The 12,473-nt window shown below is 71.1% G+C and carries 10 protein-coding genes; 7 read left to right on the plus strand and 3 right to left on the minus strand.

Going from position 1 to position 12,473, the window contains the following annotated elements; genetic code table 11:
- Nucleotides 1-114 precede the first annotated feature (114 nt).
- Entirely contained in the window at nucleotides 115-798 is a 684-nt protein-coding gene (locus ACF09J_RS28495; RefSeq protein WP_392308318.1) for a GntR family transcriptional regulator, read from the plus strand.
- Nucleotides 799-909: 111 nt separating this feature from the next.
- On the opposite strand, the gene ACF09J_RS28500 is transcribed toward ACF09J_RS28495, so the two are convergent.
- Both ACF09J_RS28500 and frc read right to left on the minus strand, forming a co-directional pair.
- A complete protein-coding gene (locus ACF09J_RS28500; RefSeq protein WP_392308319.1) occupies nucleotides 910-3,066 on the minus strand; it encodes an acetate--CoA ligase family protein in 2,157 nt (718 codons plus the stop codon).
- Nucleotides 3,067-3,069: 3 nt separating this feature from the next.
- Nucleotides 3,070-4,299, minus strand: a complete 1,230-nt coding sequence (gene frc / locus ACF09J_RS28505) for a formyl-CoA transferase (RefSeq protein ID WP_392308320.1) — start codon at nucleotides 4,297-4,299, stop codon at nucleotides 3,070-3,072.
- Between the two features lie 231 nt (nucleotides 4,300-4,530).
- On the opposite strand from frc, the gene ACF09J_RS28510 reads away from it, so the two are divergent.
- The 5 genes from ACF09J_RS28510 (at nucleotide 4,531) to ACF09J_RS28530 (ending at nucleotide 10,680) form a co-directional block, all read left to right on the plus strand.
- Nucleotides 4,531-5,325, plus strand: coding sequence for an acyl-CoA dehydrogenase family protein (locus ACF09J_RS28510; RefSeq protein WP_392308321.1), 795 nt, complete (start codon nucleotides 4,531-4,533; stop codon nucleotides 5,323-5,325).
- 223 nt (nucleotides 5,326-5,548) lie between these two features.
- Nucleotides 5,549-6,019, plus strand: a complete 471-nt coding sequence (locus tag ACF09J_RS28515) for a formate dehydrogenase subunit gamma (RefSeq protein WP_392308322.1) — start codon at nucleotides 5,549-5,551, stop codon at nucleotides 6,017-6,019.
- A complete protein-coding gene (locus ACF09J_RS28520; RefSeq protein ID WP_392308323.1) occupies nucleotides 6,016-7,629 on the plus strand; it encodes a formate dehydrogenase beta subunit in 1,614 nt (537 codons plus the stop codon). Before ACF09J_RS28515 ends, ACF09J_RS28520 begins: the two co-directional genes overlap by 4 nt.
- Nucleotides 7,626-10,442, plus strand: a complete 2,817-nt coding sequence (fdhF, locus tag ACF09J_RS28525; RefSeq protein WP_392308324.1) for a formate dehydrogenase subunit alpha — start codon at nucleotides 7,626-7,628, stop codon at nucleotides 10,440-10,442. The genes ACF09J_RS28520 and fdhF overlap by 4 nt, the downstream gene beginning before the upstream one ends.
- Before the next feature lie 31 nt (nucleotides 10,443-10,473).
- Nucleotides 10,474-10,680, plus strand: coding sequence for a formate dehydrogenase subunit delta (locus ACF09J_RS28530; RefSeq protein ID WP_392308325.1), 207 nt, complete (start codon nucleotides 10,474-10,476; stop codon nucleotides 10,678-10,680).
- An 89-nt stretch (nucleotides 10,681-10,769) separates the two neighbouring features.
- Here the strand turns inward: ACF09J_RS28530 and ACF09J_RS28535 are convergent, their stop codons facing one another.
- On the minus strand, nucleotides 10,770-11,783 hold the full coding sequence (locus tag ACF09J_RS28535) for a 2-dehydropantoate 2-reductase (RefSeq protein WP_392308326.1): 1,014 nt from the start codon (nucleotides 11,781-11,783) through the stop codon (nucleotides 10,770-10,772).
- A 115-nt stretch (nucleotides 11,784-11,898) separates the two neighbouring features.
- Between ACF09J_RS28535 and ACF09J_RS28540 the strand changes: the two genes are divergently transcribed.
- Nucleotides 11,899-12,473, plus strand: a 575-nt coding sequence (locus ACF09J_RS28540; protein ID WP_392308327.1) for an ATP-grasp domain-containing protein, incomplete at its 3' end; no start/stop codon positions are given.

A 12,473-nucleotide genomic window follows, 5' to 3' on the forward strand; every position in this document is an offset into this window, starting at 1 on the left:
GTGAACCGGGTCACGGTCGACGTGCGTCCTCTGCGCCGCGGTGCGTCGGTAGACTGTAGACGAAAGTCAATCTCTCCCAGGCTCGGTCGGGCCGCTGATCAGGGGATGGAAGCCATGCTGTCCGCGGGTTTGCCGAGCGGGACCGTGCCGAGGCTGGAGCGGCCGGGTCCGCTGCGCGAGCGGGTCTACGAGGCCCTCCTCGAACTCATCATCACCCGGGTCCTCAAGCCCGGTCAGCATCTGGTCGAGACGGAGCTCGCCGGGCAGCTCGGCGTCTCCCGCCAGCCCGTGCGCGAGGCGCTGCAGCGGCTCAACACCGAGGGCTGGGTGGACCTGCGCCCGGCCCAGGGCGCGTTCGTGCACGAGCCCACAGAGGACGAGGCCGACCAACTGCTCGTCGTACGCGGCCTGTTGGAGGCCGAAGCGGCGCGGCTGGCGGCGGCGGCCGCCGGGGGCGAGGCGCCGGCGCGGCTCCGCGAGCTGTGCGAGGAGGGCGAACGGGCCCTGCGGTCCGACGACGTCGACGCGGTGGTCGCCGCCAACGCGGCCTTCCACTCGTTCGTCATGGAGCTTGCGGGGAACTCCGTGCTCGCCGAACTGTCCGCACAGGTCGACCGGCGGATGCGCTGGTTCTACACACCCATAGCGCGGACCCGCGGCGAGCACTCCTGGCGCGAGCACCGCGAGTTGATCGACGCGATCGAGGCGGGGGACGAGCAGCGGGCGCAGCGGCTGATGCGGGCGCACACGGAGCAGACCCGCGTCACCTACCACGAGTGCGCCGGCTCCGAGGAGTGACACCGGGCGGTGCGGGCCGGGCGCCCGCACCGCCGGCCGCGGGCAAAGGCCAGGGGGCGCCACCGCGAAGGTGACGCCCCCGACCGTCGCGATCCGTCGGCCCCCGGGTGGTCACCCGTCGGCCGGAAGCAGTCCGGCGGCCCTGGCCCAGCGGTACTTGGCGCCGAGCGCGGCCACCGGCTGCTCGGTGGTGTAGGGGTACGCGACGACCCCGCGCTCGAACAGGTAGGCACTGGCCGCCTCCACCTCGGTGTCCCCGGCGAGCGAGGCCACCACCGGCTTGTGGATCCCCTTGGCCCGCGCCTCGGCGACCACGCGCGCGGTCAGTTCGGCGAAGACCATCGGCGGCGTGACGATGGTGTGCCAGTAACCGAGGATCAGGGCGTGCACCCGCGGGTCCTCGAGACCGAGGCGGATCGTCGCCTCGTAGGTGGAGGGCGGCTCGCCGCCCGTGATGTCGATCGGGTTCCCGGCCGCGCCGAACGGCGGGATGTACCGCATGAACGCCTCGTCGAGGTCGTCCGGAATCTCCATCAGCTTCAGCCCGTTGTCCACGCAGGCGTCGGAGAGCAGCACACCGGAGCCGCCGGCGCCGGTGATGATGACGACGTTCTCGCCCTGCGGGGTGGGCAGGACGGGCAGCGCCCGCGCGTACTCCAGCATCTCGTTCAGGCCCGGGGCGCGGATCACGCCGGCCTGCCGCAGGATGTCGTCGTACACGGCGTCGTCGCCGGCCAGGGCCCCGGTGTGGGAACCTGCGGCCTTCGCACCGGCCGAGGTGCGCCCGGCCTTCAGCACCACGATCGGCTTCTTCGGCACGGTCTCGCGGGCGGCCGCGACGAACGCCCGGCCGTCCTTGAGGTCCTCCAGGTGCATCGCGATGCACTTGGTGTTCGGGTCCTCGCCGAAGTAGGTGAGCAGGTCGTCCTCGTCGATGTCCGACTTGTTGCCGAGACCGACGATCGCGGAGACACCGGTCCCGGTGGTGCGGGCGAAGCCGAGGATCGCCATGCCGATGCCCCCGGACTGGGAGGTCAGCGCCACCGGGCCCTTGACGTCGTACGGGGTGCAGAACGTGGCGCACAGGTCCTGCCACGGCGAGTAGTAGCCGTAGATGTTGGGCCCCAGCAGACGTACGCCGTGCTCCCGGGCGATGGCGACGATCCGCTCCTGGAGTTCGTGCTCGCCGGTCTCGGCGAACCCGGACGGGATCAGGACGGCGTTGGGGATCCCCTTGGCGCCGACCTCCTCCAGCGCGGCGGGCACGAACTTCGCGGGGATCGCGAAGACGGCCACGTCCACCTCGCCCGGGATGTCCAGGACGGAGGCGTGGGCCTTGCGGCCCTCGATCTCGTCGGCCTTCGGGTTGACCGGGTGGATGTCGCCGGGGAAACCCCCGTCGATGAGGTTGCGCATCACCGAGTTGCCGATCTTGCCGGCTTCGTTGGAGGCGCCGATCACCGCCACCGAGCACGGTTGCATCAGCCGCGTCATCGCCGTCAGGATCTCCTCACGGCTGTAACTCGGCCTCGGGGCGGGCGCGTTCTCGGCGAGGATCACGCGAATGTCGGCCGCGAGCGCGCCCTCGGGCGTGGCGATCACCGGGTTGAGGTCCACCTCGGCGATCTCGGGGAAGTCCGTGACCAGTCGGGAGACCCTGCGGATCTGCTCGGCCAGCGCCTCGCGGTCCACCGCGGCCGCGCCGCGCACGCCGCGCAGGATCTCGGCGGCCCCGATCGAGTCCAGCATGGAGGCGGCCTCGCCCTCGTCGACCGGCGCCAGCCGGAAGGTCACGTCCTTGAGGACCTCGACCAGCACCCCGCCGAGCCCGAAGGCGACGACCTTGCCGAAGGTGGGGTCGGTGACCGCCCCGACGATGACCTCCTGGCCCGGCGGCAGCATCTGCTGCACCTGCACGCCGGTGATCCGCGCCTCGGGGGCGTACGCCTCGGCGTTGCCGATGATCTGCTCGAACGCCGCTCGCACCTCGTCCGCCGTGCGCAGACCGACGACCACCCCGCCGGCCTCGGTCTTGTGCAGGATGTCGGGGGAGACGATCTTCAGGACGACCGGCCCGTCGAAGGCGCCGGCACGGGCCACCGCCTCGTCCGCGTCGTGCGCGAGGGCCTCGCCGGGGGTGGCGATGCCGTACGCTGCGGCGATCTGCCTGCCCTCGGGCGCGGTCAGGGCGCTGCGGCCCTCGGCGCGCACGGCGGCGAGCACCCGCGCCACGGTGTCGCGGTCGGCTGAGGCATGGTTCAGGGGCATCGCTCAGATCACTCCGTTCGTCTTGAGGAGCTTCAGTTCCTCGTCGTCGAGGCCCAGTTCGCCGGCGTAGACCTCTTCGTTGTGCTCGCCGAGCAGCGGGGAGCTGGTGATGGTGACGGGGGAGTCGGAGAGCTTCAGCGGCGAGCCGACGGTCCTGAAGGTGCCGCGCTCGGGGTGCTCGACCGGGACGATCATCTCGTTGGCGGCCAGCGACTCGTCCTCGATGATCTCCTTGGTGGACAGGATCGGGCCGCAGGGGATGCCATGGGCGTTCAGGGCCTCGAGGACCTCCCACTTGGGCAGGGTGCTGCTCCACTCCTCGATCAGCTGGAACATCTTGTCCAGTTTGGGCAGCCGGGCCTCTGGGGTGGCCCAGTCGGGGTCCTCGGCCAGCTCCGGGCGGTTGATCAGCTCGGTGATGGGCCTCCAGCCGGGCGGCTGCACCACGATGTACACGTAGTCGTTGGGGCCTCCCGGCGCGCACTTGACCGCCCAGCCGGGCTGGCCGCCGCCGGAGGCGTTCCCCGAGCGCGGCACCTCCTCGCCGAAGTCCTCGTTGGGGTACTCGGCGAGCGGGCCGTGCGCCAGGCGCTGCTGATCGCGCAGCTTCACCCGGCAGAGGTTGAGCACCGCGTGCTGCATGGCCACGTTGACCCGCTGGCCGCGCCCGGTGCGCTCGCGCTGGAGGAGCGCGGCGAGGATGCCGGCGACCAGATGGACCCCGGTCCCCGAGTCGCCTATCTGCGCGCCGGTGGCCGTCGGCGGCCCGTCCTCGAAGCCCGTGGTCGTCATGGAGCCGCCCATGGCCTGCGCGACCACCTCGTACGCCTTGAAGGTGGTGTACGGGCCCTCGCCGAACCCCTTGATGGAGGCGTACACGATCCGTGGGTTGATCTCCTGGATGCGGTCCCAGGTGAAGCCCATGCGGTCGACGGCGCCCGGTCCGAAGTTCTCGACCATGACGTCGGAGCGCCGGATCAGCTCGGTGAGGAGTTCCTTGCCGCGTTCGGTCTTGGTGTTGAGGGTGATGCTCCGCTTGTTGCAGTTGAGCATCGTGAAGTAGAGGGAGTCGGCGTCGGGCAGGTCCCGCAGCTGCCTGCGGGTGATGTCGCCGGTCGGCGCCTCCAGTTTGACGACGTCCGCACCGAGCCAGGCGAGCAACTGGGTGGCGGAGGGGCCTGACTGGACGTGTGTCATGTCGAGGACGCGCACGCCCTCAAGAGCCCTGGTCATGGGGATCACCTCACTTGTACACGGTCTGGTGCGTCTGGCCGTACAGACGTCTCCTGCATACAGGCGACGGATACTGTATGCAATCATCGGTCGACCGGGAGGCGCCTGTCCAGCCGCCTGCGCGTGATTTCGCCCGGACGATGGATTCGCCCATCAAGGGGTGGTTGGCGCCCCCTTGAGAGAACATACTGTATGCAATTCGAGTCGGAAGTGACTTCAAGGGGCCGCCCCATGTCGTACCGCACCGCTCTGTCCCGCATCATGAGCGGCGTCATCGAGCCCGGCGCCGAACGGGTCCGCACGCACGGCGCGTTCCCCCGGGCCTCGGTCGCCGCGCTGGGGCATTCCGGACTGCTGGCGCTGACCGTCTCCGCCGAACTCGGCGGCCGGGGCCTGGGTCCGGCGGAGGCCGCCGAGGTGGTGGCGGAGGTGTCCCGCGCCTGTCCGGCCACCGGAGCCGTGCTCAGGTCCCACTACGTGGCTGTCGCGGTCATCGAGGCCCACGGCATCCACTGGGTGCGCCGCAGGATCGCCGCCGGACACCACCTGAGCACCCTCGCCCTGGCGGAGGCCGTCGGGTCCGGTGAGCGCGGCGTGCCTCCCGGCCCGCCCTCGACGGCGACGCGCACGGGTGACGTCGTCGCGCTGTGCGCCCGGAAACGCGACGTGGTCGCGGCGGGGGAGGCCGACAGCTACGTGTGGTCCTCCCGGCCGGCCGACGGGAGCGACGGGTTGAGCCTCTGGCTGGTGCCGGCGGACGCCCCCGGGCTGTTCGTGCCCGCACGGCCGGACGGGGAGGGCCCGCGCGGCTGCGTGTCGTCCACCGTTCGCGCCGACCCCGTCCTGGTGCCGGCCGGCGCGATGCTCGGACCGAGCGGTGGCGGGATCGACGCCGTGCTGGGCGCGGTGCTGCCGTGGCTCGCCGCGCTGCCGGCCCCGGGGATGGCGGTCGCCCGGCCGGCTGGGGTCAACATGCCTGCGCGGTCGCCGACTTGCGCCCTCGAGGAGCGCGCCGCATCAGCCTGAACACTGTATACAAACTGCAAGTAGCCGATTATGCTGCGGAGCGTTGTCCGTGCATCGACCGGGTCGGCGGAAGCGGCCGTGCCGCTGGTCACCGCCTCTGCGCATCCGTAGACGAGGGGCAAGGGGTCATGTGTTCGCGAAACCGAACTCGTACGACTGCGGCGGGGGCCTCGCGCTCGACTCCCGCGTATGCCGGTGACTGGGGGCGATCATGACCACAAGCGTGAGTGACGCACCGGTGCGCGGCGCGATCAGCGCGATCGTGGCCGCCCACCGCGGCCAACGCGGGGCGCTGCTGCCGATACTGCACGCCATACAGGCGGAACTCGGCCATGTGCCGCAGGACTGCGTCGCGCTGCTCGCCGACGAACTCAACCTGTCCCGGGCGGACGTGCACGGGGTGGTCTCCTTCTACCACGACTTCCGCCGCGAACCCGCGGGCCGCACCACCGTGCGCGTCTGCCGTGCCGAAGCCTGCCAGGCCCTCGGCGCGGACGCCCTGGTGGCCTGCGCCCGCGACCGCGTCGGCCTCGCACCGGGCGAGACGGCGGCGGACGGCTCGGTCACCGTGGAACAGGTCTTCTGCCTGGGCAACTGCGCGCTGGGGCCGTCCGTCCAGGTGAACGACACCCTGTACGGACGCGTGAGCGCGGACCGCCTGCGCTCGATCCTCGACGAGGCGGTGTCGTCGTGACGGTGACTGCCGGCTCCCCGGTGACGGTGTACGTTCCGCGCGACTCGGCGGCACGGTCCGTGGGAGCGGACACGGTCGCGGACGCCCTCCGACAGGCCGCCGCCGCACAGGACCGGCCGGTCGACGTGGTGCGCAACGGATCGCGCGGCATGCTCTGGCTGGAGCCGCTCGTCGAAGTGGTCACACCCGCGGGCCGGATCGGCTACGGACCGGTGGCCCCCGCGGACATCGAGGGCCTCCTCGCCGCGGGCCTCCTCGACGGCGGGGACCACCCGCTGCGCCACGGCGTCGTGGACCAACTGCCGTGGCTGGCGCGGCAGAACCGGGTCACCTTCGCCAGGATCGGCATCACCGATCCCCTCTCGACCGAGGACTACCTGCGGCACGGCGGCCTCGCCGGGCTGCGGCGCGCGCTGGGAACGCCGCGCGCCGAGGTGATCACCGAGGTCACCGAGTCCGGCCTGCGCGGCCGGGGTGGCGCGGGATTCCCGGCCGGCGTCAAGTGGAGGACCGTCTCCGAGTGCTCCGACGAGCTGAAGTTCGTCTGCTGCAACGCCGACGAGGGCGACAGCGGGACCTTCGCGGACCGCATGGTCATGGAGGGCGACCCGTTCATGCTGATCGAGGGCATGACGATCGCCGCGCACGCGGTCGGGGCTCGCGAGGGCTACGTCTACATCCGGTCGGAATACCCCGACGCCGTGGCCACGATGCGCGCCGCGGTCGAGATCGCGCGCGGCAACAACTGGCTCGGAGAACGGATCCTCGGCTCCGACCTCACCTTCGACCTGCACGTCCGGGTCGGCGCCGGCGCCTACATCTGCGGCGAGGAGACCTCCATGCTGGAGAGCCTGGAGGGCAAGCGGGGCATGGTCCGCTCCAAGCCGCCCATCCCGGCGTTGGAGGGGCTCTTCGGCAGACCGACCGTGGTCAACAACGTCCTCACCCTCGCCACCGTGCCGGTGATCCTGGCACGCGGCGCGCAGGCGTACCAGGAACTCGGCGTCGAGCGCTCGCGCGGCACCCAGGTCTTCCAGCTCGGCGGCAACATCGCGCACGGGGGCATCGTGGAGACGGCGTTCGGCGTCACCCTGCGCGAGCTGGTCGAGGACTACGGAGGCGGCACGCTCTCCGGCCGCCCCGTGCGCACGGTGCAGGTCGGCGGACCGCTGGGCGCCTACCTGCCGGACTCCCTGTTCGACCTGCCGATGGACTACGAGGCGTTCGCCCGGGCCGGCGCGATGCTCGGCCACGGCGGCGTCGTGGTCTTCGACGACACCGTGGACATGGCCGCGCAGGCCCGCTTCGCGATGGAGTTCTGCGCCGCGGAGTCGTGCGGCAAGTGCACGCCCTGCCGCGTCGGTTCGGTACGCGGGGTCGAGGTGATCGACCGGATCGTGGCCGGCGAGGACCGCGACGGCAACCTCGCGCTGCTCGAAGACCTCTGCGAGCTGATGACCGACGGTTCGCTGTGCGCCATGGGCGGGTTGACGCCGATGCCGGTGCGCAGCGCCCTCACCCACTTCCCCGACGACTTCCTCGCCCGCGACGCACACACGGCGGTGCCCACCGCGCGGACGAACGGCGCGAGGAGGGAGGACACGGCATGAGCCTTCTCAAGGAACCCGACTTCGGCACCCCCGAGAAGCCAGGGGAGCCGACCGTGTCGGTGGAGGTGGACGGACTGCCCGTCACCGTCCCCCAGGGCACGTCCGTGATGCGCGCGGCCGCGCTCGCCGGCATCGACATACCCAAGCTGTGCGCCACCGACAGCCTGGAGGCGTTCGGATCCTGCCGGCTGTGCGTCGTGGAGATCGACGGCCGCAGGGGCACCCCCGCGTCCTGCACCACGCCGGTCGCCGACGGCATGCGGGTGCGCACCCAGACGCCCAAGGTGGAGAAGCTGCGCCAGGGCGTCATGGAGCTGTACATCTCCGACCACCCGCTGGACTGCCTGACCTGCCCGGCCAACGGCGACTGCGAGTTGCAGGACATGGCCGGCGTCGTCGGGCTGCGTCAGGTCCGGTACGGGCACGAGGGCGAGAACCACCTGGACGCCGAGGCCGACCGGAGCAACCCCTACTTCGACTTCGACCCGTCCAAGTGCATCGTCTGCTCCCGCTGCGTACGGGCCTGCGGCGAGGTGCAGGGCACCTTCGCGCTGACCATCGAGGGCCGCGGGTTCGACTCCAAGGTCTCGCCCGGCGCGGGCGAGCTGTTCATGGACTCCGAGTGCGTATCGTGCGGCGCGTGCGTCCAGGCCTGCCCGACGTCGACGCTCCAGGAGCGGTCCGTCGTCGAACTCGGCATGCCGACCCGCTCGGTGGTCACGACCTGCGCGTACTGCGGAGTCGGCTGCTCCTTCAAGGCCGAGCTGCGCGGCGACGAACTGGTCCGGATGGTGCCCTACAAGGACGGCGGGGCGAACGAGGGGCACTCCTGTGTGAAGGGCCGCTTCGCGTTCGGCTACGCGACCCACCCCGACCGCGTCCTCAAGCCCATGGTCCGGGACAGGATCACCGACCCGTGGCGCGAGGTCGAGTGGGACGAGGCCATCCGCGCGGTCGCGCGGGGGATGCGCTCCATCCAGGAGCGCCACGGCTCCGGCGCGATCGGCGCCATCACCTCCTCGCGCTGCACCAACGAGGAGGTCTACGTCGTCCAGAAGATGGTGCGGGCGGCCTTCGGCAACAACAACGTCGACACCTGCGCGCGGGTCTGCCACTCCCCGACGGGATACGGGCTGAAGCAGACCTTCGGCGAGTCGGCCGGCACCCAGGACTTCCGCTCGGTGGCCGAGGCCGACGTCATCATGGTGATCGGCGCCAACCCCACCGACGGCCACCCGGTGTTCGCCTCGCGGATGAAGCGCCGGCTGCGCGAGGGCGCCCAGCTCGTCGTGGTCGACCCGCGCCGCATCGACCTGGTGCGCTCGCCGCACGTCGAAGCGGCACACCACCTCCAGCTCACCCCGAGCACCAACGTCGCCGTCATCAACGCCATGGCGCACGTGGTGGTCACCGAGGACCTGGTCGACAAGTCCTTCGTCGCGGACCGCTGCGAAGGGTTCGACGAGTGGGCGGAGTTCGTCTCCCGCCCGGAGAACGGCCCGGAGGCCACCGAGCCCATCACCGGTGTGCCGGCCGAGGAACTGAGGGCCGCCGCCCGCCTGTACGCCCGGGCACCCAACGGGGCCATCTACTACGGGCTCGGCGTCACCGAGCACAGCCAGGGCTCCACCATGGTCATGGGGATGGCGAACCTCGCGATGGCCTGCGGCAACATCGGCCGCGACGGCGTCGGCGTCAACCCGCTGCGCGGACAGAACAACGTGCAGGGCTCGTGCGACATGGGTTCCTTCCCGCACGAGTTCACCGGCTACCGCCATGTCTCCGACGACGCGGTCCGCACCGTCTTCGAGGAGCTGTGGGGCCGTACGATCGTCGCCGAGCCCGGACTGCGGATACCCAACATGTTCGACGCGGCGATCGACGGCTCCTTCCGCGGCCTGTTCGTGCACGGCGAGGACATCGCCCAGTCCGACCCGAACCTCAAGCACGTCACCGCCGCCCTCGAAGCCATGGAACTCGTCGTCGTCCAGGACCTCTTCCTCAACGAGACGGCCAAGTTCGCCCATGTCTTCCTGCCGGGCGCCTCTTTCCTGGAGAAGGACGGCACGTTCACCAACGCCGAACGCCGGGTCAACCGGGTGCGCGCGGTGATGAAGCCGAAGACCGGCAAGCACGAGTGGCAGATCGTCTGCGAGATCGCGGCGGCGATGGGCTACCCCATGGAGTACGACCACCCGAGCCGGATCATGGACGAGATCGCTCAGGTCACCCCGACCTTCCGCGGCATCTCCTACGCCACCCTGGACAAGCTCGGCAGCGTCCAGTGGCCGTGCAACGAGGAGGCGCCGGAGGGGACGCCGACCATGCACGTCGACGCGTTCGTCCGGGGCAAGGGGAAGTTCGTGGTCACCACCTATCTGCCGACCAACGAGCGGACCACCTCGCGCTTCCCGCTCGTCCTGACCACGGGGCGCATCCTGACCCAGTACAACGTCGGGGCGCAGACCCGCCGTACCGGCAACGTGGCCTGGCACCCCGAGGACCTGCTGGAACTGCACCCGCACGACGCCGAGGTGCGCGGCATCGGCGACGGCGACATGGTGACGCTGACCAGCCGCGTCGGGGGCACCACCCTGCGGGCCCGGGTGTCCGACCGTATGCCGCCCGGGGTCGTCTACACCACCTTCCACCATCCCGTGACCGGAGCCAACGTGGTGACCACGGAGAACTCGGACTGGGCGACCAACTGCCCGGAGTACAAGGTGACCGCCGTGCAGGTGGCACTCGCCCACCCGCTCGCCGGGCATGCCGCCGAGCAACCGCGCGACGACCGGCACGCGGTGGTGGACTGAGATGGCGGGCTCCGTGCCTCCGGAGCAGCGGATGGCGAACGACATCGCCGCGGCCTTCGGGCACCTGCCGGACGAGCAGGCCGCCGAGGCGGTCGCGGGACACATCCAGCGGTTCTGGGACCCGAGGATGCGCGCACGGCTGGCCGAGTTCGTCGACGGGGGAGCGGAGGGCCTGTCTCCCGTGATCGTCGCCGCGCTGAAGCCGGCCGGCGGGCGGGACACGACCGCCGGCGACTGACCGCGCACCGCGCACCACCGCCTCACCTCCCCTCGTGGCGACGGGGAGATGAGGCGGTGGTGTGCGGTGCCGGTGGTGGGACGGCCGGCTCAGGCGGGTACGGCTCCCGGCGTGGAGCCACCGTGTGCGGTGCCCCGCGCACCGCACTGCGCCAGCAGGTCGGTGGCCGCGTGGACGGCGCGCAGCGTGGGTGCCTCCGCGCCGGTCATGTCGGCGATTTCCACCACCGCCGTGACGATGGCGTCGAGTTCGAGCGGCTTGCCGGCCTCCAGGTCCTGGAGCATCGAGGTCTTGTGGTGCCCGACCCCTTCGGCGCCGCGCAGCCGCTTCTCGATGGAGATGTCCGGCGTACTGCCCACCCGGGCCGCGATGTCGAGGGTCTCCTCCATCAACTGGACGACCAGGCGCCGGGTTCGGGTGTGCCGGCAGATCTCGGCCATCGTCGCCCTGGTGAGCGCGCTGAGCGGATTGAACACGACGTTGCCCATCAACTTGATCCAGATGTCGTCGCGCAGGTTCGGTTCGACCGGGGCCTTCAGCCCGCCGGCGATCAGGGCCCGGCTCAACGCCGTGCAGCGTTCGGAGACTTGGCCGCCGGGCTCGCCGAGGGAGAACCGGGTGCCCTCCAGATGCCGGATCACCCCGGGGGACTCCATGACGGTCGCCGGGTAGACGACGCAGCCGATGACCCGCTCCGGCGGCAGAACGGCGCTGGTGGCGCCGCCCGGGTCGACCGCCTCCACCCGCCGGCCCTCGTAGGGCCCGGCGAGCTGGTGGAAGTACCACCACGGAATGCCGTTCTGCCCGGCCACGACGGCGGTGTGGTCGGCGAGCAGCGGCTTGATGAGCGGCCCGCACGACGGGTAGGAGTGGGCCTTCAGCCCCAGGAAGACGTAGTCGACCGGCCCGATCCCGGCCGGGTCGTCCGTGGCGTGCGGCCGGGCGGCGAAGTCACCGCGTGGGCTGAGCACCCGTACTCCGTCGGCCCGCATGGCCCGCAGATGGTCACCGCGGGCGATCAGGTGCACCTCGGCGCCGCCCCGGTGCAGAGCCGCCCCGACATACGCGCCGATCGCACCGGCCCCGAGGACTGCGATCTTCACGATGGACTCCTCTCAGTGGGGGTGGATAGTGTAGCAGCTATTGCATACAGTATTCAGTACCTTATGCTTGCAGTGCTGCGACGCTTCCGTGAGCGGCTCTGGGAGGCCGGTTCAAATGGATCTGTTCGAGTACCAAGCACGAGATCTCTTCGCCCGGCACGGTGTGCCGGTGCCGGCCGGCGAGGTCGTCGACACGCCCCGGGCCGCGCGCGCGGCGGCCGAGCGGCTGGGCGGCCGGACGGTCGTCAAGGCCCAGGTGAAGGTCGGTGGCCGCGGCAAGGCCGGTGGCGTCAAGCCGGCCGCCACTCCGGACGAGGCCGTCGCGCGCGCGACGGACATTCTCGGCATGGATATCAAGGGCCACACGGTCGAGAAGGTGATGCTGGCCCCGACGACCGACATCCGGGACGAGTACTACGTCTCCCTCCTCCTCGACCGAACCCACCGCACCTTCCTGGCCATGGCCTCCGTCGAGGGCGGCATGGACATCGAGGGGGTCGCCGCGACCAGGCCCGGGGCCCTGGCGAAGGTCCCGGTGGACGCCAACGAGGGCGTGACGGAGGACAAGGCCCGCGAGATCGTCGAGAAGGCGGCCTTCCCGGCGGAGGTCGCCGGCAAGGTCGCCGACGTCCTGGTCAGCCTGTGGGAGGTCTTCGTCAAGGAGGACGCCCTCCTGGTCGAGGTCAACCC

Source organism: Streptomyces sp. NPDC014889 (assembly GCF_043081205.1).
GTDB lineage: Bacteria > Actinomycetota > Actinomycetes > Streptomycetales > Streptomycetaceae > Streptomyces.

Bases quoted from the DNA above. Each gene is read 5' to 3' on its own strand.
- ACF09J_RS28495 (WP_392308318.1), top strand. From the start codon at position 115: ATGCTGTCCGCGGGTTTGCCGAGCGGGACCGTGCCGAGGCTGGAGCGG.
- ACF09J_RS28500 (WP_392308319.1), bottom strand. From the start codon at position 3,066: ATGCCCCTGAACCATGCCTCAGCCGACCGCGACACCGTGGCGCGGGTG.
- frc (WP_392308320.1), bottom strand. From the start codon at position 4,299: ATGACCAGGGCTCTTGAGGGCGTGCGCGTCCTCGACATGACACACGTC.
- ACF09J_RS28510 (WP_392308321.1), top strand. From the start codon at position 4,531: ATGTCGTACCGCACCGCTCTGTCCCGCATCATGAGCGGCGTCATCGAG.
- fdhF (WP_392308324.1), top strand. From the start codon at position 7,626: ATGAGCCTTCTCAAGGAACCCGACTTCGGCACCCCCGAGAAGCCAGGG.
- ACF09J_RS28530 (WP_392308325.1), top strand. From the start codon at position 10,474: ATGGCGAACGACATCGCCGCGGCCTTCGGGCACCTGCCGGACGAGCAG.